The sequence below is a fragment of the Azotobacter bryophylli genome (assembly GCF_042643485.1).
In the GTDB taxonomy this organism is placed as follows: domain Bacteria; phylum Pseudomonadota; class Gammaproteobacteria; order Pseudomonadales; family Pseudomonadaceae; genus Azotobacter; species Azotobacter bryophylli.
In genome coordinates this window covers 419301-444702 of record NZ_JBHRSJ010000001.1, presented here as the reverse complement: position 1 = coordinate 444702, position 25402 = coordinate 419301, and the positions used below count along the sequence as shown (strand labels likewise).

Below are 25402 nucleotides of genomic sequence, written 5' to 3'. Positions count from 1 at the left end.
CAAAACGAACAAGGGCGGCAATGCCGCCCTTGTCTATCGTCAGTCTCACTCCGCCAGCTTGAAGGTGATGAAACTGGCTCGCCCTTGACGCAGCACGCGCATTGAAACCGAACGATTTTTCGGCAGTGCAGCCGCTACCTTGGTGAAAGTCTTCACCGAGTCGATAGCCTGATTGTTGAGGTGAGTGATCACATCACCCGGCCGCAGACCGATCATGGCGGCGGGACCATCCAAAACATCACTGATGACGACGCCACCCTTGATATCGAGCGCACTCTTCTGCTCCTCGGTCACCTCAGCGACCGCTACCCCGAGGCGATTGCTGCTTTGCTCCGCCCCTGCAACGCTGGGTTGAACCCCCTCCGTCTCATCCGGCAGCGAACCGATGGTTATGGCGAGGTTCTTCCGTCCCCCTTCACGGGCTACTTCGAGCTTGGCGACACTTCCCGGCTTGAGGCCCCCGACCAGGTGCGGTAGGTCGGCCGACATGACGATCGGCTGGCCATTCATGCTGAGAATGACATCCCCCACCCGCAAGCCGCCCTTGTCTGCCGGCCCACCCTCTACGATCTGAGCGACGAGGGCCCCGGCAGGCTTGTCCAGGCCAAAGGACTCCGCCAGATCCTTATTGACTTCCTGGATGACCACACCGAGCCAGCCGCGCGTGACCTTGCCCGAAGATTTGAGCTGGTTGGCCACATCCATGGCGACATCGATCGGAATGGCGAAGGACAGGCCCATGAAGCCGCCTGATCGGGTGAAAATCTGCGAGTTGATGCCGACTACCTGTCCCTGCAGATTGAACAGGGGCCCCCCTGAGTTACCAGGATTGATCGCCACATCGGTCTGGATGAACGGAACATAGCTTTCGCTTGGCAGGCTACGCCCAGTAGCGCTGACGATACCGGCGGTCACCGAATGGTCGAAACCAAACGGGGAACCGATGGCAAGCACCCACTCCCCCACTTTGAGGTCATTGGAATTACCCAACTTGACCGTGGGAAGCTTTTCACCAGCAGGATCGACCTTCAGCAGGGCCACATCCGTGCGCGGATCGGCCCCAATCAGTTTGGCTTGAAGCTCACTACGATCGGAAAGCCGCACAACGATTTCATCTGCGTCGGCCACCACATGATTGTTGGTCAGAACATAGCCATCATTGGAAATGATGAAACCGGAGCCCAGGGAATGGGCTTCGCGCTGGCGGCCATCAGGCACTTGTGGCATCTGAGGGATATTGCGCTCGAAGAAATCCCTGAAAATGGGGGGAAGCCCCTCGATATCAGGCATACCGGGAGAAAGGGCACGCTCAGCGATTTTCTGTCGAGTACTGATATTGACGACCGCTGGCGAGGCCTCCTTCACCAGTTCGGTGAACTCCGGCAACTGGGCCTGAGCCAACAAGGCCTGCCCCATCAGCAACGCCCCAGCCAGGAGCGAAGTGAAAGATTTCATACTACTTTTCAGCATACAGCTTCCCCCACTCAAACCAGCATCTTCAACACGATCCGACCGAATCATTGAGCAAGGCACGCAGCACTATCGGCTGCATCGCAGGATGATCCCCGGTACGCCGACTCGACCAGCGCGCCATACTACAAGCGAGAGCGAACCCCAGTCCCCCGGCAAGAATGACCAGCGATTCACCCAGACCAGCCTCCTGCGCCAGCAGCCCACAGGTGAAGATGCCAAGCAAGGGAAGTAGGTATACCAGAAGGGAACCACGCACCAGAAATTCCTCTCGCACCCCGATTACGACACCATCGCCGACACGGAGCTGCAAATCGGATAGAGCCCGGATGTAACCGCGTCGCCGATCCACACCCATCCGATCCATCAGGGCCTGCCCACAACCTGCATTACCAGAACAGCTCGAACAGGTACCTTTACGCAGGGTTTCGACCCATACAGCCCCTTTCTCGACGGCGACCACGCGCGCGCGCTCTTCGATCATTGAGCTAGATGCGCCTCGTCGCCAGCACGCATGGAGAGAGCAATTCGCTCAGCCGTGCCCAGTGGGATCTCGCCGATTACAGTGACCATCATATCGCCATCGGCCGTGGCCACACGCTTGGATACCGCAGCGGTTGGGCCAAGCTGGCTTCTAGCATCTTCGACCATTGCCCCCCGGAGCGGCTCGAGAAAAACCGAGAAACGGGCCAAGCCATCTCCGTACATCAGATAGGTGACCGTTTCCCCGGAAGCCGGACTGCGGCGCTTGCGTACGCCATTCAGGGTAAAGCCCGGAGGCAGCCATTCTAAATGCCAACCGGCCCGAGCCTGCTCCTTGGGTTCCGGAACATGGACGGATCGGCATCCCGGCCCTGGCTCCAGGAGCTTGCTATCAGGCTGAGAGCTGGTATCCAGCTGAGTGAATTGGAAACGCTCCAGCAACTGCCCTTTCTCGTTCAGCAGAAGGGATTTAAGCGGGAGGGACGTTTCGCGATCCAGATACAGTTCGAAACCGTAGCGGTGTTGATCGCGCGGAAGAATGACCAGCTTGATTGCTTGTCGACCAGCTATGCGAGACTCGCCGATGACACGTATGTCATACCACTCGGACAACTTTTCCGGATCGAGAGGACGAGCCGGCCAAGCCTCTCCCTCCAGCTGATCGGCGAGACCGTTACTGATGCACTGGGTTTCCCCATCGATTCGAACGACCTCTTGGGCTGGGCCGTCCATCTGAAGAAGACGCTCCTCCACCTTTCCATCCGCTTCTACTCGGCGCCAGATGCTGTGGGTGGAAAAACTACCATTGCGCTCGTAAACAAAAACACCCTGGAGATTCTGCCTATCCGCCTTGGCCAAGCGACTCAGCCAATCCTGTGCGTCAGCGGCATGAACCGGAACAGCCAGGAAGCCACCCAGCAACAGCAAGGGAAATACGCGCATGATCCTCCTCAGCGGTTGTTATCCATACTGGCTGCACGAGCATAAGGCAGGACAGCCTCCGCGCCATTCGCGCCATTCGCGCCATTCAGAGCCGACTGCTGAGCATGCTGGCGAAGATAAACCGGGAGTCTTTGCTCATGCCAACCTGTGGCCTGACCGGCATCGATGCCCGCATCGCCTTGCGACTGGGGCTGAACGACTCTTTCGTTGTAGCCTGCAAGAACCGGAGTGCCATGCATCGGAGGCGTAGACATCGAAGGCTGCTGTACCTGCTGGGCCACTTCGCCCTGCCCCCCTGCTACCTCGTCCTGGTTATAGAAACGCACACCGGCGAGCACTGCCACCGTCACTGAAGCAGCAACCGCCAGACGCCCCAGGGTATGCCAAAGCGCACGCGAAGCCTTGGGAGACGCCTCGGAGGCCAGAGCTGCCGAAACACCCGCAGCAATATCCAGACGCGGCTCCAGCAACTCTTTATACATGGCCGCCCGGGCAATTTGATAACGGGACCAAGTTGCACGCAGCTCGGCATCATCGCTGGCGGCGAGCACTCGATGTAATTCCAACTCGTCCGCTTCGTTATCCATTACCGCGGACAGCGATTCATGCAGGGCTTCACGACTCATGACGTTTCCTCTCTTGGCTGACGCCGCTGTCTCAGGTTTCCTGCAGCAACGGCTGCAGAGCTTTATCGATCGCCTCACGCGCCCGGAAAATGCGCGAACGCACAGTCCCTACCGGACATTGCATGACGCTGGCGATATCCTCATAACTCAAACCGTCGAACTCGCGTAGCGTCAATGCCGTGCGCAGATCCTCGGGCAATTGCTGGATGCTGCGATGCACAGTGGCCTCGATCTCATCCCGCAGGAGGGAGCGTTCCGGCGACTCGATATCTTTGAGGGCATGATCTCCCTCATAGAACTCGGCATCACCGGCATTTACATCACTGTCCGGAGGACGCCTTCCTCGGGCCACCAGATGATTTTTTGCTGTATTAATAGCGATGCGGTAAAGCCATGTATAAAAAGCGCTGTCACCGCGAAAATTGCCGAGTGCACGATAGGCCTTGATAAAAGCCTCTTGGGCAACATCTTGAGCCTCATGGGAGTCATGCACGAAACGCACGATCAAACCAAGAATCTTGTGCTGGTATTTCAATACCAATAAATCAAAGGCTCGCCTGTCACCACGCTGCACCCGCTCGACCAATTGCTGATCCTGCTCCTGGTTTAACATGGGAACTCCTCGTTAAACCCTACAGGGCGTGGTATCAGATACTGGCTCATGCTGTTCAAATAGACATGGGCGTTATGCAAAAGTTCCCCCTCAAACGAGGCCTCTGGAGCAAGCGGACCACTCTGAACTTATCAAGCAGCATGGCGATCCAACCACACCCACGGGCTGTCTTGGACATACCACCATCGATGCTTTCACTGCCAGCAGTCGGTATGCCATCCTGTTGCAGCCGGCTATTGATTCCCAAAATACCAAAGAAGTTCCGCCGCATTATTGCCATGTATGGCCGCTCAGCCATTGTGCCTTTGCCCCCTTTTTTCGACTAGAGTTGCTTTTTTGCGGATTTACTCGACATGAGCCAACACTTTCAGCATGACGTATTGATCATTGGCAGCGGTGCTGCAGGGCTGACTCTCGCCCTGACACTGCCGGCCCATCTGCGTATAGCAGTCCTGAGCAAGGGAGATCTCGCCAATGGCTCCACCTATTGGGCACAGGGTGGTGTCGCGGCCGTGCTGGACGATACCGACACCGTCGAGTCCCATGTCGAAGACACCCTGATTGCCGGCGCCGGACTCTGCAGGGAGGACGCCGTACGCTTCACCGTCGAGCACAGTCGAGAGGCCATCCAGTGGCTGATCGAGCAGGGCGTTCCCTTCACCCGTGACGACGATACACCGCATGAAGATGGCAGCTTCGAGTTTCACCTGACCCGCGAAGGCGGTCACAGCCATCGGCGCATCATCCATGCTGCAGATGCTACCGGAGCGGCCATCTTCACCACTCTGCTGGCAAAAGCCCAGCAACGCCCCAACATCGAACTACTGGATCAGAGAGTCGCCGTCGATCTGATCACCGAGCGCAAACTGGGCCTTCCCGGCAATCGTTGCCTGGGTGCCTACGTACTCAATCGCTACAGCGGAGAGGTCGATACTTATAGCGCTCGCTTCACCGCGCTTGCCTGCGGCGGCGCAGCCAAGGTCTATCTGTACACCAGCAACCCGGACAGCGCCTGCGGTGATGGCATCGCCATGGCCTGGCGGGCAGGCTGCCGGGTAGGCAACCTGGAATTCAATCAGTTCCATCCGACCTGCCTGTACCATCCCCAGGCCAAGAGCTTCCTGATCACCGAAGCCCTGAGGGGCGAAGGCGCGCTGCTCAAACTGCCCAGCGGGGAACGCTTCATGCCGCGTTTCGACTCCCGCGCCGAACTGGCGCCCCGGGACATCGTCGCGCGTGCCATCGACCACGAGATGAAGCGTCTCGGCATCGACTGCGTCTACTTGGACATCAGCCACAAGCCGGCGAACTTCATCAAATCCCACTTCCCGACCATCTATGAACGCTGCCTGGATTTCGGTATCGACATCACCCGACAAGCAATTCCGGTGGTTCCGGCGGCCCATTACACCTGCGGCGGAGTCGTGGTCGATCAGCATGGTCATACCGATATTCCCGGACTCTATGCGATGGGCGAAACCAGCTTCACCGGCCTGCACGGAGCCAACCGCATGGCCAGTAACTCCCTGCTGGAGTGCTTCGTCTACGCCCGCTCCGCGGCGGCCGACATCGTCGGCAAGCTGAATGACGTGCCGGCCCCCAAAGACCTACCGAGCTGGGATGCCAGCCAGGTCACCGACTCAGACGAGGACGTGATCATTGCGCACAACTGGGATGAACTGCGGCGCTTCATGTGGGACTACGTGGGTATCGTGCGCACCAACAAACGCCTGCAGCGCGCCCAGCACCGGGTCAATCTGCTGCTCAGCGAGATCGACGAGTTCTACAGCAATTACAGGGTCAGCCGCGACCTGATCGAACTCAGGAATCTCGCCCTGGTGGCCGCCCTGATCATCAAATCGGCCATGGAGCGCAAGGAAAGCCGCGGTCTGCATTACACGCTCGATTATCCGGACATGCTGCCCGAGGCCCGCGACACTATCCTGCAGCCGCCCACCTACGCCGGCTGAACTTCAGCCGCACGCGTAAACGCCGATGGATATCCCGCGCCAATGCATCGCGCGGGATGCACGCTCCCCTCACCCGCCGCTCGCCATCCAGACGAAAACGGAGAATGACGACCACCGGTAACGCCAGGCTGTCAGGTCGCAGCTGAACTGGCTGCCAGCCATCCCGGGCATTCCATAACTGAAATCCGTCAGAAGTGGTGCGCAACCCGCGAAAAGCTGCCGGATGGCTCAGCACGATCTGTCTCGGCAGCACCCAGAAGGCATGCGATGCGCACAATGCAGCGCTCAGCAGGCTACCCCAGAGCGGAATAGCAGAAAGAAACAGCGAGGCCAGGGCAAGCGCCTGAATGGTCAGATAGGCCGCCAGCAACAGCCGAGAGGCCTGCCAGCGGCACTCGAAGATCTCACTTGGGCTGGACACGATCCAGGATCATGCGGACGATGAGGCGAAGATCCTCGTCTTCCGGCTCATCGCGCTGCATGAACCAGCCGAACATATCCTGATCCTCGCACTGCAACAGCTTGCGGTAACGGGCCTGATTCTCGGCATCCAGATGCGGATAGACCTCCTGAACGAAGGGGACCAGCAGCACATCCAGCTCCAGCATGCCGCGCCGGCTATGCCAGAAAAGTCGCTTGAGTTCGATATCGTCGGCCATAAGGGAAGGTTCCTTGAAAGAAGGCCGCATTATAGCGGCATCCCGACTCAAGGTTCAGCCGGCGCTGACAATGCCCGGACCGATCTCTATCATGGCAGGCAGTCTTTTCCTGAGCAGTGACGATCATGGCCGATTCCGCTTATTTCTGTACGCTGACCCACGAGGGAGTACTCGCCGTTCGCGGTCCGGACGCCGGCAAATTCCTCCAGGGGCAGCTGACCTGCAACATCGACTACCTGAAAGACGGCAGCGCCAGCCTCGGCGCCCGCTGCACGCCCAAAGGGCGCATGCTGTCGAGCTTCCGCATCCTGCCGGATGCGGACGGCTACCTGCTGGCCGTGGCCGGCGAGCTGGTCGAACCGCAACTAACCGAACTGAAGAAGTACGCGGCGTTCTCCAAGTCCCAGCTCTCCGACGAGAGCGGCAACTGGGTTCGCTACGGTCTGGTCGGTGGCGATGATGTCCTGGCCGGCCTCGGACTGGATCTGCCCCAGGCGGCCGGACAGGTCGTGCGTAACGACGGTCGCATCGCTATTCGCCTAGAGAGCGGCCGAGCCGAGCTCTGGACACCGCACGAGCAGGCCGAGACGCTGAAGTCCCATCTCTCCGCCCAACTGACCGAAGCTCCACTGAACAGCTGGTTGCTGGCGCAGATCCGCGCCGGCATCGGTCAGGTATTCGGCGCGACCCGCGATCTATTCATCCCGCAGATGATCAATCTGCAGGCGGTCGGCGGCGTCAGTTTCCGCAAGGGCTGCTACAGCGGCCAGGAAATCGTCGCGCGCATGCAGTACCTCGGCAAACTCAAGCGCCACCTGTACCGACTGGCGCTCGATGGCTCTCAGATCCCGCAAGTAGGAACCGAGCTGTTCTCGCCCGTGCACGGCACCAGCGTCGGCGAAGTGGTCCTGGCAGCCGCGGCGGAGGGGGGAATCGAGCTGCTCGCCGTGCTGCAGGATGATGCAACCCAGGATGGCCGCATCCATCTGGGCTCGGCCGACGGCCCGTCCCTGAGCCTGCTCGACCTGCCCTACGAGCTGAATCACGACCTGGAAATCCAGCGCTGACCCTCAGGCAGCGGAAGCGATCTCCGGCAGGCGCCAGTCGATAGGCGTCTGCCCGTGCTGCTCAAGGAATTTGTTGGCACGACTGAAATGGCCGTTGCCGATGAAACCGCGATGGGCCGATAGCGGCGAGGGATGCGCGGAACACAGGATCAGGTGTTTGGTCCCGTCGATCAGCCGTCGCTTGCTCTGCGCATGGCTGCCCCAGAGCATGAACACCAGATGCTCCTGGTGCTCGCTCACCACCTGAATCACCCGATCGGTGAAAGCCTGCCAGCCCTTGCCGGCATGCGAGCCGGCATTGCCGCGCTCGACCGTCAGCGAGGTGTTGAGCAGCAGCACGCCCTGCTCCGCCCAATGCTGCAGATAGCCGTGATTGGGCGGATCAATGTTCAGGTCGCGTTTCAGCTCCTTGAAGATGTTCTGTAGCGACGGCGGTACCGGCACTCCCGGCTGTACCGAGAAGCACAGCCCATGGGCCTGCCCCGGGCCGTGGTAGGGGTCCTGGCCGATGATCACCACCTTCACCTTGTCCAGCGGCGTGGAATTCAGCGCATTGAAGATCAAGGGACCCGGCGGGTAGATCTCCTTGCCGGCCGCCTTCTCCCTGCGCAGGAACTCACTCAGCTCGCGCATGTAGGGCTTGTCGAACTCGTCACGGAGCGCCGCTTTCCAGCCGGCTTCCAGTTTGATTTTGTCTTCGGCGTTGCTCATAGGTTTTCCGCTCTTGGCGATGACGCGGCACGCTAGATAAGCCCAGATGCCAAGTCAAGGCATGAGCCGATGCTATAAAAGGAAAGCAGGGATTTCCTTATTGAGCGGAAACGTGCCGACTCGAGGTCCTGCAACTTCGTGACCGCCTTAGTTATCTGAATGACTGTTCGCCCAAATCCCATGCAGACAAATAACCTCCCCCCGTCGGAACGGAGGCTGCAGCACGACCTCGGGAACAGGGATTCGAGATCAAGGAATAAGCCGATGAGCAAAGCAGTAGAAACCTACCATCCGGGCCTGTTCGACCTGACCCACAAACTGACGGTGGAAAAGCACGGACACACGGCGCTGATCACCATCAACCATCCTCCCGCCAACACCTGGGAGCGCGATGCCCTGATAGGACTCAAGCAACTGCTGGAACATCTCAACCGCGACGACGACATCTATGCCCTAGTGGTGACAGGCCAGGGCGAGAAGTTCTTCAGCGCCGGTGCCGATTTGGAGCTGTTCGCCGACGGAGACAAGGCCCGAGCCCGGGAGATGGCCCGACACTTCGGCGCAGCCTTCGAGGCCCTGCGCGACTTCCGCGGAGTGTCGATCGCCGCGATCAACGGTTACGCCATGGGCAGCGGATTGGAATGTGCGCTGGCCTGCGACCTGCGCATCGCCGAACGCCAGGCGCTCCTCGCCATGCCGGAAGCCAGGGTCGGCCTGCTGCCCTGCGCTGGCGCGACCCAGCTACTGCCCTGGCTGGTCGGCGAAGGCTGGGCCAAGCGCATGCTCCTCTGCGGCGAGCGAATCGATGCCGAGACTGCCCTGCGCATCGGCTTGGTCGAACAGGTGGTCGACAGCGGCGAGTCCCGCGGTCACGCCCTGCTACTGGCGGCCAAGGTGGCGCGCCAGAGTCCGGTGGCGGTACGCGCCCTCAAGCCGCTGATCCAGGGCGCCCGCGAACGCGGGCCGAACGCCTGGCTGGCCGCGGAGCGGGAACGCTTCGTCGACCTCTTCGATGCCGAGGATACCCGGGAAGGCATCAGCGCCTTTCTCGAAAAACGCGAACCGAACTGGCGCAACCGCTAGCACGCCAGCCGGTGCCATGCCCGAACCTGTCCACTGAAGGAACAGAAATGAATGTAACTTTCGAAGAGAAAGCCGGCCGCCACGGGGCCCGCCTCGGCATCGCCACCCTGGATGCGGAAAAGACCCTGAACGCCCTCAGCCTGCCGATGATCGAAGCGCTGGACGATCGCCTCCGGGCCTGGGCGGAAGAGCCGGACATCGTCTGCGTGCTGCTGCGCGGCAAGGGCCCGAAGGCCTTCTGCGCGGGCGGCGACATACGCCGTCTGGCCGAGGCCTGCCGCGAACATCCGGGAGAGGTGCCACCGCTGGCCGCTCGCTTCTTCGCCGACGAGTACCGACTCGACCACCGCCTCCATACCTATCCCAAGCCCCTGATCTGCTGGGGTCATGGCCATGTCCTCGGCGGCGGCATGGGGCTGCTGCAGGGCTCGGCCATTCGCATCGTCACCCCCTCCAGCCGGCTGGCCATGCCTGAGATCGGCATCGGGCTCTATCCCGACGTCGGCGGCAGCTGGTTCCTCTCCCGCCTGCCGGGACGGCTCGGCCTGTTCCTCGGCCTGACCGGCAGCGCGCTCAACGCCCGCGATGCGCTGCAACTGGGTTTGGCCGACCGATTCCTGCTGGAAGATCAGCAACCCGCACTGATCGAAGGACTGCTCCAGCTCAATTGGCGGGAGCAGCCGGCCTTGCAGCTGAATAGCCTGCTCAAGGCGCTGGAGCACGAGCCCCACGCTCAGTTGCCGGCCGCCCAGTGGCTACCGCGCCGACTCCGCCTCGATCAGTTGCTGGATGTCGCCGACCTGGGCAGCGCCTGGCGCACGCTGACGGCTTTGCGGGAGGACGAGGATCCCCTGCTGGCGCACGCGGCCAGAACCCTCGCCGCCGGCTGCCCGCTGAGCGCACGCCTGGTCTGGGAACAGCTCGCCAGAGCCCGTCACCTGTCGCTCGCCGACGTCTTCCGCATGGAGTACACCCTCAGTCTGAACTGCTGTCGGCACCCCGAATTCCCCGAGGGCGTACGGGCCCGACTGATCGACCGTGACAACAGCCCCCACTGGCATTGGCCGGAACTACGGGCGATTCCCGAAGCAGTGGTCGAGGCTCATTTCGAGCCGGTCTGGAGCGGCCCGCACCCGCTGGCAGACCTTTAAAGGCCACCCGGAGGCTCAACGCCCTCGGTATCGATCATGCCGATACTGCTATTGCTGATGTGGGAGCTGGCGTTGAAGCTGGATCTGCCGCTGGAGAGGCTCCGGGGCTCCGTGGAACTCCCAGCGGGGATCGCCCCGATAGCGCCAGATGTTCGAAGAGGGGCCACGATACCCGGGCCCGTAGCGACGACGAATGTCCCAAGGGTAGGACTCGTATCGCTCGTCACGGAATTCGTGAGGGAACGCCCGGGGTCGATCATCGAAATACCGGAACCCCGGTCGAGGCGGCTGCCACCGGTAATAATGGCGCGGGGGATACGACTCGAAGTAACGGTCGCGCTGCCGATAGCCTTCATGGTAACGATAAGGCCCACCTCCATAGGGATAGCGGTAATCACTTCCGTAGTCGTAGACATAACCATAGCGGCCATAATGCTCGTAGCCGTAGGTCGAGCAGCCGGCCAGTACGAGTCCCAACACGATAGCCCGCAGGAAAAGACGAAGCATGGAGGCCTCCCGAACGAGAGAGGTCGACAGTGCTAACCTCTTTCGAATCAAGCAGTTGGACCTCCGACAGGAACTGCCGTTCAACCCTCGGTTCCCCAGGAGGCGGAATGCCTGTCCCGCGGCGAGGGGTGGTTTCCAAGTCCGCTTTCGCCTCGGCTCCGCACTCGACCGGCTATCTTTCGCCCTGAAACCGAAAACGCCTTGTGCGCACCTCCCGGAAGTTGCACCCTGGCGCTCCGCCTGACGATGAACTGCCTCATGCCCACCGAACAAGACCCTGGCCGCTGCCCGCTGTGCGGCCGTGGCAATGCCTGCGGCCTTGCCGATCCGACTGCCCCGGTCCGCACCTGCTGGTGCTTTTCCGCGCAGATAGCGAGCGGGACGCTCGAGCGCATCCCGAAAGAGGTGCGAGGCCGGGCCTGCCTCTGTTCCTCCTGCCAGCAGCGGCTCCAGGAAGAGCAGGCCCCCTGATGCGTCTGGATCGTTTCCTCAGTAATCAGCCGAGCCTCAACCGACAGGATGCCCGACTGCTGATAGCTGCCGGCCGCGTGCGGGTCGATGGACGGATCGTCCGCGATGGCGTTTTCGAAGTGCGCGAGTTCAGCCGCATCGAACTGGACGGGGAGCTGTTACAGGCAGGCAAGCCGGCACGCTACTTCATGCTGCACAAGCCCGCTGGGGTAGTCAGCGCCACGTGCCACGACCAGCACCCGACCGCGCTCGACCTGCTGGACGAGCCGGACAGGCACGAACTGCATCTGGCCGGACGCCTCGACCTCACCACCACCGGCTTGCTGCTGATCACCAACGACGGGCTCTGGTCGCGCCGCATCACCCAACCCGGGCTCAAGCAGCCCAAGGTCTACTACGTGGAAACCGCCGAGCCGATCGGCGAGGAATACATCGAGACGTTCGCCCGCGGCATCTACTTCGCCTACGAAGAACTCACCACCCTCCCCGCCCATCTGCAGATCATCGGCAGCCACAGCGCCCGGCTGACCCTCCACGAGGGACGCTACCACCAGGTCAAACGCATGTTCGGCCACTTTCGCAACCGCGTGCTACGTCTGCACCGCGAAAGCGTGGGGCCCCTGCACTTGGAGCATGAATTGGCGCCCGGCCAGTATCGCCCGCTCACGCCAGCGGAGATCAACCTGACCGAGTAGAGCGCCCTTCGGCGAGCGCTCCGTAGCATTCTTTTGCCATCAAAAAGCGGTAGGGCCGATAGTTTTGCCTCATGCCTTTACCGCCTTTCGTCGGGAAAACACACTTTGCAAAGCCATGAATATTGACCTCTCACTTTCGAAAGATAGGCGCATATTCATGCTTTATCGGAGAGTTTATTGGTCAGAAAGGATAGTTTCAGACAAAATCGAATTTCTGGAATTCAGTACCAATATTACGTCGCCAGCATGTTCAAGCCGTGCCCCTTCTCCCTAAAGTCCTCGCCGTACACACAGCGCCGCGGCAGTCATCCAGACGCCGACACTGCGCCTTAATCCATACATGCTCGTTTGTCACAGCCCGGAAGGCCAAGTACGTCGTTACTGACTCATGGATAGATCTGTCCGACTGAGCTTTTCTCTTAGGAGATTCAGTCTTGATCGAACTCGCACTCTGGAACCTGACCATTCCCGTTGGCGTACCCGCAACTGTCATCAGCACCCAGGAACTCAGCGGCGGATATCAGAGCGACTACTTCAAGTCAGCTGATGGCAAAGTCCATTTCTGGGCGCCGGTCAACGGCACCTCGACCAAGGGCTCCGAGTATCCGCGCAGCGAGCTGCGGGAAACCTCCGCCGACGGCAAGCTGCGCAACTGGCAATACTCGGCTGCCGACAACTACCTGACTGCGTCCATGGAGGTGAATCAGGTGCCGTCGACGGGCCGACTCATCATCGGCCAGATTCACGCCTACCAACAACCGAAGCCGCTGCTCAAGGTGGAGTACCTCTATCAGGAGGCCACCAAGACCGGCAACATCGTCGCCAAGTACCGGCCGGCTCCGGGTACCGACGACCAGCCGGTCACCATTGCCCAAGGAGTGGCGCTGAACCAGCGCATCAACTACACCATCCATCTCGATCCGTCCGGCACGCTCAGCGTCGAGGCCAACGGCAAGAAATGGAGCACTCCGCTCAATTCGGGCTGGCAGTCCAAGTCCCTGTATTTCAAGGCAGGCGTCTACGTCCAGGACAACAGCGGCTATGAGACCGAAGCCGGTGCGACCACCTTCTACGACCTGAAGGCCGAACACCGTCCCCTCTGAGCCGGCCTTCAGGATGAGTTCGCCGACTCCCCGGCCTGACAGCGTGCAGGCAGCCTGGGCACCCAGGCTGCCTCTCCCTTCGGCCGGCTGGAATCTGCCGGACTCGCCTCGGCTGCAATCCACACGCCCAAGTTATGGCCAGAAAGGCCGGCAGAGATGCCGGCCTTTCGTGTTTCTGTACGAAAAATCTACCTGCATGGAGAAGGACCCTATGATCGAGCTTGCCGTCTGGAATCTGACCATTCCCGTGGGCGTACCCGCCACCGTCATCGATACGCCCGAACTCGTCGGTGGCTATCAGAGCGACTACTTCAAATCTTCCGACGAGATGATCCGCTTTTGGGCGCCGGTGAACGGCACAACCACGGAGGATGCCATCTACCCGCGCAGCGAACTCCGCGAAACCTACGGCGATGGCTCGCTGCACAACTGGACCTACCCCAGCGCCGACAACTTCCTGCGTGCGGCCTTGGAGATGGATCAGGTGCCCTCGACGGGCAAGGTGGTGATCGGCCAGATCCACGCCTACAAGAGCACCAGCCCCATGCTCAAACTGGAGTACCAGTACAAGACCACCAGTCAGACCGGCAATATCGTCGCCAAGTATCGTAAGAACCCGGACAGCACTCCCCAGGTCATCACCATCGCCAGCGGCATCAAGCTGAACGAGCGCTTCACCTACAGCATCCACCTCTCGCCCGGCGGCATGCTCAGCGTCACCACCTACGGCAAGACCTGGAGCAACAGCGTGGATTCGACCTGGAAAGCCCATCCCCTGTATTTCAAGGCGGGCGTCTATCCACAGGACAACAGCGGCTACGAAACCGAGGCGGGAGCGGCCACCTTCTACCGGCTGGAGGTCGAGCACCGTACCCAGTGACGCCGGATAGGTGGCATTCGGGGGAATGAAAAAAACGGCCGTAACGGCCGTTTTTTCATTCCCCGCTGCCTTAGCTCTAGCGGAGGGCATCGAGCGACAGCCTTCCCCCACAAGGATCAGCAGCTAGCAAGATGCCACTTCGGCGCTATTCGCCGGGAGGTTTTCGAGATTTTCTCGGCATTGCTCAGAACGCAATATCGGACCCTCATGACCGCACTTCGCATGGTGGGTGCCGACTGATACTGCTCCCCCCAGAACCGGCAACCGACTCTTCCCATAACATCGACCGCCTTGGCCAGCTCCTCCTGCCTGATCTCCTCGATTTCCTCATGCTTCTGTTCCTTCATGAGTTCTCGCTCGGGCTGATGAGCGATTTGCCGCATCACCCTCACCACGGCACGCTCCATGTGCCGCTGCTCGAGGAAATCATGCAGGAGGCTGCCGCCCCCGGCCCCTGTCAGCAGGAAGGCGAGGATGAAGGCCATCGCCTTTCGATTCATCAACGATCTTCGATGAAGCCTTTGTTCGTCTGACGCCTTATCTGACTCGGAAGCGCTGATCATTGCTTTGCACGGGTAGGACACTGGGTTGATTCGGATCGAGGCACTGCATGCCTGCCTCATTCTACCTCGTCCAAGGCTCGAGGAATGCTCCCCGCCGGGTAGCTGGACAGGTTAGTCGCTGGCGACGCTGCCTTGAGACCGCTCGCTATCGTGTTTCGACCGGTGAGCGAGGCGGAAAATGGAGCGAAAACAAAAAAGCCCCTGGATCACGAGGCGAAGGGAACCGAAGCGACAAGCAATAGCAAGGCCCACAGCCACTTTTAAAGTTCAGGCATACACACAGGCATACAAGGTGCCGGCTGCTGGCCTGTTTGCGGCTGCTTTTTGACTAGCGCTAATACCGCCTGATTGACGCCATGCTGGCGCGATTCCAGGCCGAACAGATCCCCAGCTATGAGTAATTCGCTTCGGTCTGCCCCTTCTGCACCTGAGTAAAAACCGAGTGCGATACGAGCCCTCGTTTCTGCCTGCCGTCAGCCCAAACCTCATCAAGTCCCCGCCAAGGAGAACCGAGCTTGAAGCTTAGGAAGACCGCTCCCTGAATCCTTGACGGGAGCTTGCCGGACATTGAAGGACGGCCGGCCACTACTCCTCCGGTTCCTGGCGAAGTGCTGAGCGCAAACTGCAATGAAGCAGATAGATAATCCGGAGCCTTTCTGTTTTTGACGGTGTTCAGGTTTTCGATGATAGAAGTAACCATCCCAGGGTTTCGCAAGCTTCAGATCGAGCATGTCGTTTGCGACTACAACGGCACTCTCGCAGTAGATGGCACGCTGCTTCCCGGTGTCTCCGAATTGATCCGCGAGCTTGCGTCCAAGATTCAGGTTCACGTGATCACGGCTGACACTTTCGGCGTGGCGGCAAGTCAGTTATCGGGATTGCCAGTGGAGTTGACGATTATCCCTATGAGCTCCCAGGCCGAGGCGAAGCTGGACTTCGTATCCAAGCTCGGGGGCGATGGCGTTGTCGCGATCGGCAATGGTCTGAATGACCGGCGGATGCTGAGTGCTGCTGCAGTTGGTATCGCTCTGATTCAGCGCGAGGGGGCCGCAGCATCGACATTGGCCTGCGCTGATGTGGTCTCGACCAGCATTGTGGATGCACTGGATCTGCTGCGTCATCCTAAGCGGCTGATTGCCACTCTGCGCTCTTGATCGCTACTGATGCTGGTTTCCCAGGGCTCCAGTGCATCGGCGTTTTCGCAAGCCGACCGGCCGGCCAGCAGCATCGAATGTGCTGACGGAGGCGCGTCTGCGTACCGTGCGTACTTCCTGCGTACTGGCCCTGCTGGGAGGAGAATAAATCCCAGTGGCTGGCTGGCAGGGAGAGCTACTAACAAGCCTACGCATATCGCCGCTTCGCGTACCCGCGACGATGTGGGAGCGGGCGGTGATCGGCCGCAGTCCAGAGGGCTCCAATTGCCCAAGGAGGCAGCCAATCATCGACGCTAAGATTAGCCGCCCGCGGTGGCATGCTCAACCGCATCCCAGATTACTTGCCGACGATGCGCGGCTTGGGCTGGTAGGTTCGGCTCGAACGGGGCATTAGGGGCAAGCCAGTCGGGGGCGACGTCGGCCAAGCTGAGGGGGTAGTGCCGCTATCATTGACTCGACCTTCTTCTGTGTCATTGTTGTGCGTGAGGTCAGCACCCATGTTTCCTTGGGCAGGTGTAGGGGATTCATGCGTAGGGGTATGCGTACCGTTACCGACCGTGCTCACATCTGGCCTCATCTCTCCCTCCCCCCAGATCGGCGTCACGCAATAACAGGGGCATTTGGCTGGGAACCGCTTGACCATGCTCTCGTTCCAAGCGCATCTCTGCACACTCCTCAGACCGTTTCTTGCGTGCGCACCTGCCGCCTCCCGTAGTGATGCCGAACGGACCTGGCTTGCGAGTGCGTTGAAGTGTTGCACGTGGGCTCGCATGCCGGTCTCCGTGGATACCGTGCTGGATACCACCACTGGATACCGGCAATTGACATGGAAATCGGCGCTTGCGTAGAAAGCACCTGAGGCCTCGGTATTGGCCGATGTGGCGCGTTCCCCCGACTTACTCGGGGGGTATCCCGCGGAGATGCTGCCGAGGCCTCTCCCTCCCATCCCTAGGCCAGCGTGGCGCCAGCAACTTGCGAGCCGCAGAGCCAGCCGTCCATCCAGCGACGAACGCGTAGCTCGGGGCGTAGCGCCTCCCGCCAACTGGCGCCCCGGTAACGACGCATCTTCACCGTCTGCCACTTCAAGCCGCGTTCGGCGGCCCACTGGCTGGCCGACAGGGTTTTCCCGCCCAGGGTCACCGGCATCTCTGCCGCGCAGATCGTGTCTCGCATGTCGTCACCTCGCTCCGTGTTCTGGAGTGGGCGACGTTATGTGACTGGCGCAAGAGCAATAGTGGGGTTGGCTGGTTAGATCGCTTGGCGATGATGCCCGGGGCGGTGGTGGCGGGGGCGTGCTGTGGTGCCCAGTGTTGCCCTCTTGGTTGGGAGTCTCACGCCTCTCGGCACCCATTTACATGCAACTGTGCCGATGCGAACCAAGAAGTCGGCGGGCAGAAAGCAGCCAAAAGCGGTCATCAAATGTCTAAGAAATGCCAGGCGATTCACGGTCGCCTGGCCAGCATGCCTCAGTTGTACAAAATCCTTTCGCTGCGGCGACAGTCGTCGACCAGGGCCAATTCTGTGACGCTTTGAGGCAGCGGCTATAGGACCTGCGTGATCTACCACCACACGAGTACGAAAGATTTCTCAAAGACCTATGCGACTCATCCAAGCTGCAGGCACGTTCGCCTTTCTTTCTGATTGGAGAGCAGATCAATGGAAGCTTTCAGCTCGGCCACAAAACCTATTTGGTCGAGGCCAAATGGGTGAGGGATTCCATCGGCGCAGCTGAGCTCCACACGTTTTACGGCAAGCTCGATCAGAAGTCTGCCTGGGCCCGTGGACTATTCATCAGCCACGGCGGGTTCACCCAGGATGACCTGCAGGCGTTTGGAAGGAGCCGAAAAGTGATCTGCATGTCCGGGGAGGATATCTACAAGGCATTGGGACAGCGGATGCCCATCGCTGAAGTGATCGACCTCAAGGTGGGCGCGGCAGCAGAAACAGGGGCAGCATTCGTGCTGCTGGATGATCTGTTCAGAAAACAGTCAGGGACTATCCGTCTAGTCTAAAGGGAGCCTCATTTGGCCGGCTCCCTTGCCACTCGAAACTCGGTTACTCGACAGGCCCTAAATCTTGTTCCAGAAGTATTAGGAAGCGTTCGATCAGGCCCGAGGCGTAGCGAGCCTCGGATACGAGTTCATTCTCATCAGCTCCTTCACCAAGCATGAATTGAGCATACGATTTGGGCCCTATGAGCTCAAAGCCAGGTGTCTTATCCGTATCGCAGAACCTCTCCTTCAAGGCTTGCCGACAAGCCTTGATGGCCACTGGGTGGAGGCCTGACTGCGCGCGCTCCACAAATCGACGAACGACCTCCTCGAGCTCGCCTGCGTACCGCATCACATGAATCAGGTCGCCTGCATCCTTTCTCTCCGCTCGGCTGTGGAAAGCCAAGGCCTTAAGGATGATGAAGGCAGGGACATCAGCATAGTGGACCGTCTCAATGGTCACGCCGCGACCACCAAGCATTTCTGCTTCGATTTTCTTCGACTCGAACCAGTCATGCACAATCTCCATGTGCTGGACTGCGAGTGCGGCAATGTTTTCGCCGTCGAGGGGTGTTTTCTCACCAGCCGGGCAGTCTTCCGTTGCGCCCCTGAGAAACTCCACTAGAACGACTTGTTTGGGCGAAATCCGATACTCCCATCGCCAGGCCGTATCCCAACCAGTCCTTTCGTTAACCCATCGGCTGAATCCACGTTCTTTCAGTTGATCAGATAGTGATGCGTAGTTTTCAGACGCCAAAACCGTCAGATTCAGCGCAATGTCGACATCCGAAGTACCGAAATGAGCCGGTACATTTGGGTGCTGCTCTGGGGTCAAATATCGCGGCACCAACCCGCCAACGAGGCGCAAGGTGTCCTTCAACGTACCGAACGCGCTAAGGAGGGTAACCAGCACTTGCTCGCAGGTATCCGTATGGTCGGTGCTGTATCCGGCAGCCGACTGCGGTTTAGCCTCTACTCCCACATCACACCCTCAAAATATCGTTTCGTAGTTGCGCCGCTAGCTCTGCGTTTCGCCCACGGCCATTCAGCAAATCAAGATACTGGATAAAGGGGCTCGCAAACCATGCGTCGTCTTCTTGCGAATACTGCTGAAACAGCTCACTGGCTCCTGATCGCTCGATCAAAACAACGTTCGCACCTTTCTCTGCCGGCTTCAGGCCGATCCTCCTAGCAAGTTCGTCTGAGTTCGAAGATACGATCAGCTCTGCTATGTCGACGTGAGTCAGCAGTGGAGAGAGGCGGTTTGCGGCGACTGCCCCGGTAAATGCGCAGGTTGTCCGGTCCCTATCCCAATCCATGTGCCTGTACATGTCTATATTCGAGGCCAGCTCCTCCACTAACCGCTTGGGGTTCTGGCAGAAGAAGTACCACCGTGTCGTAGCCTGCTTGCGTTGTACCCAAACTTTTGCCCACGCATCCAATAATTCCGTGGGCTTTACCAGCCGGCGCGTCCGATGACGGCCCTCTCCTTGCGATTCAACCCACCCAAATTTTTCGAGCTCTTGGAGTACAGTCGAGACGGTGTAGCCAGAGGTTTTCGACATATCCACGACCTCCTGGCCATGAAACCAGTCCCGCCCCATGTGAAGCAGTGCGTGGACAACCATCTCACGTGAGCCTTTGAACACATCTAATTCGCGGGATATGCCCTTAGTCGACGACTTGGCCTTCTCAATGTTGATGAGCCAGTTCCTGTGCTTCAAAAATAGCGTTCCGCTGGAGTCAAAGAAGCTCATGCCGCGACTCTTGAGCTCCTCACGAGCGCCCTTACTTAGATGGTCGGCAAGCATAATCAGCACCACCTCAGAGGGGTTCTTCATCCGACTCTGCTGGCTTTGCAGATCCCACATGGCATCTCTAACATCTCGCGGATAGACATCTTTTTTGATTGAGAAGACCAGCGGCCAGGCTCCGTCTGGGGTGTCTAAAAGCCCTATGGCGTCCGGCTCCGATAGCCCACCCATCGGGTTTGTTCGAATCTCTGTAAGCGTTGACCCGGTCGCATCTTTGACAGCCTGAGCAAACGCACTTATCAGGGGCTCATGCATGTGTATTTCGTGATTCATCACCGCCTCAACTCAGAAAAACTCGCAAAATCTTAACTTGCCTATGGCTCTAAGCTAATTTAGTTGGCCAGAAAATCAAGCAAAAATGATCCTGGATTTTGTATTTAGGCTATTTTTTCTGAACAGAAAATCAAGCTAAAAAAGGCCTTGGTTTTGTGTTTTCCCTTATTTTTCTAGTCAGAAAATCAAGCAAAAATACGTATGGATTTTGTTTTTTGCCTATTTTTTCTGGAAAGAAAAACAGCAAAATAAAGTGGTGGTGTTCATTCGATCTCAGCATCCGGCCAGCGCCAGCGGGCTTCGGCCAGGGCTTCGTCGCGGGTCATGGGGGCGCCGCAGATCGTGCAGATCGGCCGGCCGCCCCGGGTGATCGTCCAGGCGTTGCGGCGGGCTGCCGGTGCGCCTTCGGTCTGCGCCACGTTTTGCGCAGGCGCGTTTCGTGGCGCCACGGGTGCGCTTGTCGCTGCTGGTGCTGGTGCGGCTGCCGTCGCTTGTCGTGATCCCGTGGCGGGCCGGTAGCCGTTGCTGGCGGGCGCCAGCGTGGCAACCTTCGCCACATTCGCCGAGGGGGTGGGTATTCCTGCCTGTTCGCGGCCATTGCCTGAGGGTGCCGGCTCGTTTTCCAGCAGGTCGAACAGTTCCGCCAGTAGGGTCATGGGCCTCTCTCGCGTGACTCATCACAGGTTTCTCTAGAAAGCGAAAAACCGAGGGACGAAGGGACAAAATCGCTACAGCCTTAGTGCCCTGCCGGTTTCGGCCGTCCCTATCCCCTAGGGACGGCGGTCCTTGGCCCGTTTTCAGGGACAGGCAAACCCGTATTGAACCGGGGGTAAGGCGCCTATATTCACAAGGTGGTGTGTGTCCCTTTGTCCCTCTTCTCTCTCTCTAAGGGACAGCCCCAAACATGGCGGGAAGCCGCGTCCTGGCTGGCTCTGTCCCTTTGTCCCTGCTGTCCCTCGGTTTCTAGGTTCCTGTGTGGGGGTTGTCGTTGGTGCTGGCCATTTCCAGCCGCTCGGGGTCGATTACGTACAGGCCGGGGCGCCGGCCTTTGCCATTGCCGCCGGGCAACGTGTACTTCTTGGTGTTGCGCTTCTGGCCCTTCTCGATGTCGCGCTTAGCGATGGCGCCCGCGGTGTCCAGGGCCGTGACGATGCGCGCCAGCCCGAAGCCGTGGGCGGCCTCCTGCAAGCCGGAGGTGTTGAACAGGAACAGCCGGCGGCTCGGTTCGTCCTCCCAGTAGCCGGCCCGGTCGCGGATGCGGCTGTCGGTCTCGGGGGCATGCACGTCGGAGAAACGGCTGTCGCCATGGCGCTCAATGAAGCGGGCGAGGCTGGCCAGGATCTGCCGGTCCTCGGCGCTGCCGCTGCCCACCCGCTCCAGCCACTCGCGGTACAGCAGCAGGCTGTCGGCCAGACTGGTGCCGACTGGCCAGGGCAGCAGGCCATAGGCGATGGCCATCTCGCCGGCCAGGGCGATGACGGCGAAGCGGTCGGCCACCCGGCCGGCTTGCGCGCTGTCGGCCTGGAACTGGGCGCGCACCTTGGCGAAGGCCTCCAGCAGCCGGTCGCGGTCGTCGCCCTGCACCAGCCGCTCGACGAAGGCCGGGCCCAGGTGGCCGTAGTGCTCCCCCACGGCGCCGGTCATGGCGCGGTGAAAGCTCGCCCCGTCCATCCCGTGACAGTCGTCGAAGGCGCCATGCGGCCGGGTGCCGGCGTTCACGTCCACCATGCGCAGCTCGGCGCCGGCGTGGGCCGGATCGCCGGACAGCGCGGCGTGCTCGGAGAGCGAGCGCTCGCCGCTGGAGAGGGTCAGCAGGCGCCAGGCAAGTTTCTGCCGTCCTTCCCGCTCGCGGGTCATGGTGCCCTTGCCGCAGCCGTTGGCCAGCGAATAGGCCATCTCCTGAATGTCCTTCGGGTTGACGCGCTTGATCTCGTCCAGCGACAGCAGGGTGTCGTTGCGCGAGGCGGCCTCGATCTCCAGGCCGTTCTTGGTCATGCACCAGGAGGCGCCGAAGCCGGCCGGCCCCGGATCGCCCCACACCGACGCGCCGATCAACTGCGCCAGCGACTTGCCCTTGGAGCTGTCGCCGACCAGGTGGACGCCGCCGCCGTTCACCTTGACCAGGTTGAGCAGCGGGCCGGCCAGCGCGCAGCCGACGGCCAGGGTCAGCACCGGATTGCCCCGGCAGCGGGCGGCGACCTGGCTCTGCCACTGCGCCAGCTCGCCCCGCACCCGAAACAGGTCGGGCGAGCGGCCGGAGGACTGGTAGCGCACCCCGTCGCCGCCGATCGTGCGCTTGGGCAGGACGAACACGCCCGACGCATGCCAGCCCGGCCGGCTGGTGGTGGCGAGGGTCTGGCGGGGTTGCTGGTCGAGCAGGTACTCCATGAAGCGACCGCGCTTTTTCAGGGCGATCACCACCCCCAGGGCGAACAGGCTGCGCCGGGCGTCCTCGCCGCTGCCGCCGAACACCTCCATGGGCAGCACCCATTCCTTGTCGCCGCCCTGCGTCACCAGGCGCAGCAGACGGCCCTCGCTGCCGTCGTCGCTGTTGAGGGTGCGGGCCTCGACGAACACCGGCGAGGCGATCCAGTCGTCGAGCAGGGGACGCTCGCCGTCTCCGCTCGGCTCGTCCTCGTCGTCCTCTTTCGTGCGCCGATAGCTGTGCCAGTACACCCCCGGCTTGAGCCGGGCGCCTTTCTCGTTCTGCATCCAGCGGTCATAGACGCCCCAGCCGGGACGCTCCGGAGTCACCGTGGGCGGCTCGGGCTTGACGACAAGCGCCAGGGGGGAGGTTTCAGGCTGGCTCATGGGAGGCCCTCCAGGCGGCTAAATCATTGAAGTCGGACAGGGAGAGGGGCGCGTCGGCAGGCCAGACGGGGAATACCACCTGCCCGCCCGCCGCAACGGCGGCGGCATTGGCGGCGGTGCGGCCCGGATTGCCCTTGCCCTCGGCGGCGGTCTGGCGGTCGTCGTCTCCGGCGAACACCAGTTGCGGATCCGGGTATAGGCGCCGGAGCTGTCGCCCAGCGTCCAGCAGGTTGCCGGCGTTCATGGCGCAGGCCACGGCGGCGCCCGTGTGCTCGCGGATCGTCGCCCCGGTCGCCCAGCCCTCGCAGACGTACAGCAGGCCGCCCGGCTCGATGGTTCCTATCGGTGAGTAGCACCCGGCCACCCGCCCGCCGAACAGGAAGCGCTTGGCGCCGTCCTGGGCGATGCGTTGCAGGTTCACCACCCGCCCGACATGGATCAGCGGCACCAGCAGTTCGTCACCGCGCTGGCGCAGGCCGTGGGCCTTCACGCCCTTGGCGATCAGGTACGGGTGAGCGGGGTCGGCACTGCCGGCAGCGCGCCACAGGCGCCCGGCACGCTCGGCGGCGGCCTGCTGCTGGCGCTGGCGCTCGGCCTCGCGCTGCTGGCGGGCCTGCTCGATACGCTGGCGCAACTGCTCGGCCTCGCGGTAGTCGGCAGGCTCCCGGCTGCTCCAGGTGCGGGAGCTGCCGGCCTTCCAACTGCCGAAGGCCCCCGAGGCGATGCCGTCCAGGTACAGGACGTACCAGCCATTGCGGGAGCCGGTGCGGTCGCCGGGGACGTGGAAGCGGTGGATCTGGCCGTCCGGCTCCGGCAGCCAGTTCAGCGGGCCGAAGGTGGCGACCAGCTCGTCGCGGAACAGGGTCATGGGATCGGTCATGCGGCCCCCTTCGGCGTGCGGGTGAACTGGGTCAGCACGTCGCCCAACTGGTTGGCCATGCCGTACAGCGCCAGCCGCTTGTGCGGGTCGTCCTCGCGCTCGATATAGCCGGACAACTTGAAGAACACGCCCATCAGCTGGCACAGGCTGTCGTGGTCGATATGCGGAGTCTCGCGGGGCGGCTCGCCGCCGCCTTTGCGCTTCAGGGGAACCACGTTCATCGGGCTGCCTCCGGTGGGCGAGTGACTTTCTTCGGGCAAGCCGATCCCGTCGCCGCCTGCTGGCAGCGTTGAAAATGCGTCATGGGTCAGTCCTCGATGATGCCTTCGGAGACGAAGGGCGCGGCGCCCGCTTGCAGGGCACGCATGCCGATCACAGCCAGGGCGGCCACGGCGGCGGCAAAGCCAGACTCTGCGCCGTATCCTCTCGTGCTCCAGGTCTGCGACGTGATGGCGAACTGGATAGCCTCGAAGGCGGCCTCCTCGTCGGCAGCGTGCAGGGTGCGCACCTCATCGGCCATTGCTTCACCGAGTCGGTATTCGAGGTTCCACTGGCTGGGCTGCGGCGATACGCGGACAGGCATCCAGTTGATGAGGATCTGTCGCTCATCGGCGGTGCGGCAGGTAAAGCTCAGGTCGTCGCGGCAAGTGATGGTGCGGACGGCATGGGCAAGGCTACTCATTGCGCGCTCCCCCTATTCAGCTCGCGGCGCAGGTTCCCGGCATGGTGCTCCAGGTAGTTCTCGCAGTCCTGGGCGAGGAAGGCGCCAAGGGAGGCCAGGTCTTTCGCCGTGCTAAGCCGGGCCGCGGCCTTGTCCTTCCCAGCGCAGCCGTCCAGCTCGTTACCGATGGCGGTCATCAGCGCAGCCAGCCAGCAGGAGTAGTTCTTCCCGTACTCGACGAACTCGAGAGCGTCGTCTGCGATGGCTTCATGGGTGCGAGTAGATGCCTTGCTCATGCTTCACCCCCTACGGCTTCCAGGGTGGCGAGGGCGCGGATGTGGCGCAGCTGGTCGGCCAGGTTCACCGCGTCGATGTGCACGGACTGACCAGACTGGAGCCAGGACAGGGCGGTACGCGGATCGCGGGTGGTGGTTGCCTCCAGACGCTCGGCGATGGCCTCCAGGGCGCGGGCGCTGGACATGTGATGGTTGTAGCGGCGCAGACGGACGGACAGGCTGGAGTCACTGCGCAGGGCGGCCAGGGCCAGGGCGCGGTGAGCAGATACGCGTTCGCGGAGTGCGGACGGATTGCGGGCGGGGTCTTGCTTCATGGGTACAGCTCCTTTTGCTTGGTAGGAGCTGCCGCCATCACTTGCACATGATGGGTGGCAGCCGTGCGTGGGTGTGCAAGACCGGGGCAAAAGGAACCCGGCAGGGCCGAAGCCCTCCCACGCACGGCCACCATAGAGCGACATTACAGGCATAAAAAGAGCGCCTGCAACGGTCTTGGGGCGCTTGTGCGCCTTTTGCTTGATCGGGCTTGCA

30 protein-coding genes are annotated in these 25402 nt (G+C 61.1%); 11 read left to right on the top strand and 19 right to left on the bottom strand.

What is annotated here, in order from left to right:
* Positions 1–45: 45 nt before the first annotated feature.
* Genes ACFOJE_RS02200 through rpoE form a run of 5 tightly spaced genes read right to left on the bottom strand, consistent with a single transcriptional unit; the run spans position 46 to position 4134 of the window.
* The gene (locus tag ACFOJE_RS02200; RefSeq protein WP_377812601.1) at positions 46–1470 is read right to left on the bottom strand and encodes a DegQ family serine endoprotease; all 1425 of its coding nucleotides are present in this window, start codon (positions 1468–1470) and stop codon (positions 46–48) included.
* 28 nt (positions 1471–1498) lie between these two features.
* On the bottom strand, positions 1499–1954 hold the full coding sequence (locus tag ACFOJE_RS02195) for a SoxR reducing system RseC family protein (RefSeq protein WP_377812600.1): 456 nt from the start codon (positions 1952–1954) through the stop codon (positions 1499–1501).
* Positions 1951–2895, bottom strand: a complete 945-nt coding sequence (locus ACFOJE_RS02190) for a MucB/RseB C-terminal domain-containing protein (RefSeq protein WP_377812599.1) — start codon at positions 2893–2895, stop codon at positions 1951–1953. Before ACFOJE_RS02190 ends, ACFOJE_RS02195 begins: the two co-directional genes overlap by 4 nt.
* Before the next feature lie 8 nt (positions 2896–2903).
* A complete protein-coding gene (locus ACFOJE_RS02185) occupies positions 2904–3521 on the bottom strand; it encodes a sigma-E factor negative regulatory protein (protein ID WP_377812598.1) in 618 nt (205 codons plus the stop codon).
* Between the two features lie 31 nt (positions 3522–3552).
* The gene (gene rpoE / locus ACFOJE_RS02180; protein WP_377812597.1) at positions 3553–4134 is read right to left on the bottom strand and encodes an RNA polymerase sigma factor RpoE; all 582 of its coding nucleotides are present in this window, start codon (positions 4132–4134) and stop codon (positions 3553–3555) included.
* Positions 4135–4487: 353 nt separating this feature from the next.
* Between rpoE and nadB the strand changes: the two genes are divergently transcribed.
* Positions 4488–6104, top strand: coding sequence for an L-aspartate oxidase (gene nadB / locus ACFOJE_RS02175; RefSeq protein WP_377812596.1), 1617 nt, complete (start codon positions 4488–4490; stop codon positions 6102–6104).
* On the opposite strand, the gene ACFOJE_RS02170 is transcribed toward nadB, so the two are convergent.
* Positions 6073–6525, bottom strand: coding sequence for a protein YgfX (locus ACFOJE_RS02170; protein ID WP_377812595.1), 453 nt, complete (start codon positions 6523–6525; stop codon positions 6073–6075). The genes nadB and ACFOJE_RS02170 overlap by 32 nt on opposite strands.
* Positions 6509–6763, bottom strand: coding sequence for an FAD assembly factor SdhE (locus ACFOJE_RS02165; protein ID WP_377812594.1), 255 nt, complete (start codon positions 6761–6763; stop codon positions 6509–6511). The genes ACFOJE_RS02170 and ACFOJE_RS02165 overlap by 17 nt, the downstream gene beginning before the upstream one ends.
* Before the next feature lie 125 nt (positions 6764–6888).
* Between ACFOJE_RS02165 and ygfZ the strand changes: the two genes are divergently transcribed.
* Entirely contained in the window at positions 6889–7830 is a 942-nt protein-coding gene (gene ygfZ, locus ACFOJE_RS02160; RefSeq protein ID WP_377812593.1) for a CAF17-like 4Fe-4S cluster assembly/insertion protein YgfZ, read from the top strand.
* Between the two features lie 3 nt (positions 7831–7833).
* On the opposite strand, the gene ung is transcribed toward ygfZ, so the two are convergent.
* Complete coding sequence (ung, locus tag ACFOJE_RS02155; protein ID WP_377812591.1) at positions 7834–8541, bottom strand: uracil-DNA glycosylase; 708 nt, start codon at positions 8539–8541, stop codon at positions 7834–7836.
* A 264-nt stretch (positions 8542–8805) separates the two neighbouring features.
* Between ung and ACFOJE_RS02150 the strand changes: the two genes are divergently transcribed.
* From ACFOJE_RS02150 to ACFOJE_RS02120, 7 genes are all read left to right on the top strand, one after another.
* Entirely contained in the window at positions 8806–9624 is an 819-nt protein-coding gene (locus ACFOJE_RS02150) for an enoyl-CoA hydratase (protein ID WP_377812589.1), read from the top strand.
* 47 nt (positions 9625–9671) lie between these two features.
* Positions 9672–10775: an enoyl-CoA hydratase/isomerase family protein gene (locus ACFOJE_RS02145; RefSeq protein WP_377812587.1), complete on the top strand. Its 1104-nt coding sequence runs from the start codon at positions 9672–9674 to the stop codon at positions 10773–10775.
* 36 nt (positions 10776–10811) lie between these two features.
* Positions 10812–11318: a hypothetical protein gene (locus tag ACFOJE_RS02140; RefSeq protein WP_377812586.1), complete on the top strand. Its 507-nt coding sequence runs from the start codon at positions 10812–10814 to the stop codon at positions 11316–11318.
* A 210-nt stretch (positions 11319–11528) separates the two neighbouring features.
* Positions 11529–11753: a cysteine-rich CWC family protein gene (locus ACFOJE_RS02135; protein ID WP_377812585.1), complete on the top strand. Its 225-nt coding sequence runs from the start codon at positions 11529–11531 to the stop codon at positions 11751–11753.
* Positions 11753–12448 (top strand): pseudouridine synthase, encoded by a 696-nt coding sequence (locus ACFOJE_RS02130; RefSeq protein ID WP_377812584.1) that lies wholly within the window; start codon positions 11753–11755, stop codon positions 12446–12448. The genes ACFOJE_RS02135 and ACFOJE_RS02130 overlap by 1 nt, the downstream gene beginning before the upstream one ends.
* Positions 12449–12882: 434 nt before the next feature.
* Positions 12883–13551: a polysaccharide lyase family 7 protein gene (locus tag ACFOJE_RS02125; protein ID WP_377812583.1), complete on the top strand. Its 669-nt coding sequence runs from the start codon at positions 12883–12885 to the stop codon at positions 13549–13551.
* A gap of 211 nt (positions 13552–13762) precedes the next feature.
* Entirely contained in the window at positions 13763–14431 is a 669-nt protein-coding gene (locus ACFOJE_RS02120; protein ID WP_377812582.1) for a polysaccharide lyase family 7 protein, read from the top strand.
* A gap of 116 nt (positions 14432–14547) precedes the next feature.
* Here ACFOJE_RS02120 and ACFOJE_RS02115 read toward each other — a convergent pair whose 3' ends face one another.
* Positions 14548–14916 (bottom strand): hypothetical protein, encoded by a 369-nt coding sequence (locus ACFOJE_RS02115; RefSeq protein ID WP_377812581.1) that lies wholly within the window; start codon positions 14914–14916, stop codon positions 14548–14550.
* Between the two features lie 761 nt (positions 14917–15677).
* Here ACFOJE_RS02115 and ACFOJE_RS02110 point away from each other — a divergent pair.
* Complete coding sequence (locus tag ACFOJE_RS02110) at positions 15678–16148, top strand: HAD family hydrolase (protein ID WP_377812580.1); 471 nt, start codon at positions 15678–15680, stop codon at positions 16146–16148.
* A 948-nt stretch (positions 16149–17096) separates the two neighbouring features.
* On the opposite strand, the gene ACFOJE_RS02105 is transcribed toward ACFOJE_RS02110, so the two are convergent.
* Positions 17097–17321, bottom strand: coding sequence for a hypothetical protein (locus tag ACFOJE_RS02105; protein ID WP_377812579.1), 225 nt, complete (start codon positions 17319–17321; stop codon positions 17097–17099).
* Positions 17322–17698: 377 nt separating this feature from the next.
* On the opposite strand from ACFOJE_RS02105, the gene ACFOJE_RS02100 reads away from it, so the two are divergent.
* Complete coding sequence (locus tag ACFOJE_RS02100) at positions 17699–18160, top strand: restriction endonuclease (RefSeq protein ID WP_377812641.1); 462 nt, start codon at positions 17699–17701, stop codon at positions 18158–18160.
* Between the two features lie 43 nt (positions 18161–18203).
* On the opposite strand, the gene ACFOJE_RS02095 is transcribed toward ACFOJE_RS02100, so the two are convergent.
* The 9 genes from ACFOJE_RS02095 to ACFOJE_RS02055 all read right to left on the bottom strand — a co-directional run bounded on the left by ACFOJE_RS02095 (position 18204) and on the right by ACFOJE_RS02055 (position 25188).
* Positions 18204–19052 carry a hypothetical protein gene (locus ACFOJE_RS02095; RefSeq protein ID WP_377812578.1) on the bottom strand — a complete coding sequence of 283 codons (849 nt, stop codon included), beginning with the start codon at positions 19050–19052 and terminating at the stop codon, positions 18204–18206.
* Between the two features lie 70 nt (positions 19053–19122).
* Positions 19123–20208 (bottom strand): type IV toxin-antitoxin system AbiEi family antitoxin, encoded by a 1086-nt coding sequence (locus tag ACFOJE_RS02090; protein WP_377812577.1) that lies wholly within the window; start codon positions 20206–20208, stop codon positions 19123–19125.
* Positions 20209–20489: 281 nt separating this feature from the next.
* Positions 20490–20882, bottom strand: a complete 393-nt coding sequence (locus ACFOJE_RS02085) for a hypothetical protein (RefSeq protein WP_377812576.1) — start codon at positions 20880–20882, stop codon at positions 20490–20492.
* Positions 20883–21189: 307 nt separating this feature from the next.
* Complete coding sequence (locus ACFOJE_RS02080; protein ID WP_377812575.1) at positions 21190–23037, bottom strand: DUF927 domain-containing protein; 1848 nt, start codon at positions 23035–23037, stop codon at positions 21190–21192.
* Complete coding sequence (locus ACFOJE_RS02075; RefSeq protein ID WP_377812574.1) at positions 23024–23917, bottom strand: toprim domain-containing protein; 894 nt, start codon at positions 23915–23917, stop codon at positions 23024–23026. Before ACFOJE_RS02075 ends, ACFOJE_RS02080 begins: the two co-directional genes overlap by 14 nt.
* The gene (locus ACFOJE_RS02070; protein WP_377812573.1) at positions 23914–24138 is read right to left on the bottom strand and encodes a hypothetical protein; all 225 of its coding nucleotides are present in this window, start codon (positions 24136–24138) and stop codon (positions 23914–23916) included. The genes ACFOJE_RS02075 and ACFOJE_RS02070 overlap by 4 nt, the downstream gene beginning before the upstream one ends.
* 86 nt (positions 24139–24224) lie before the next feature.
* Complete coding sequence (locus ACFOJE_RS02065; RefSeq protein WP_377812572.1) at positions 24225–24599, bottom strand: hypothetical protein; 375 nt, start codon at positions 24597–24599, stop codon at positions 24225–24227.
* Positions 24596–24874, bottom strand: coding sequence for a hypothetical protein (locus tag ACFOJE_RS02060; protein WP_377812571.1), 279 nt, complete (start codon positions 24872–24874; stop codon positions 24596–24598). The genes ACFOJE_RS02065 and ACFOJE_RS02060 overlap by 4 nt, the downstream gene beginning before the upstream one ends.
* A complete protein-coding gene (locus ACFOJE_RS02055) occupies positions 24871–25188 on the bottom strand; it encodes a hypothetical protein (RefSeq protein WP_377812570.1) in 318 nt (105 codons plus the stop codon). Before ACFOJE_RS02055 ends, ACFOJE_RS02060 begins: the two co-directional genes overlap by 4 nt.
* Between the last annotated feature and the right edge of the window lie 214 nt (positions 25189–25402).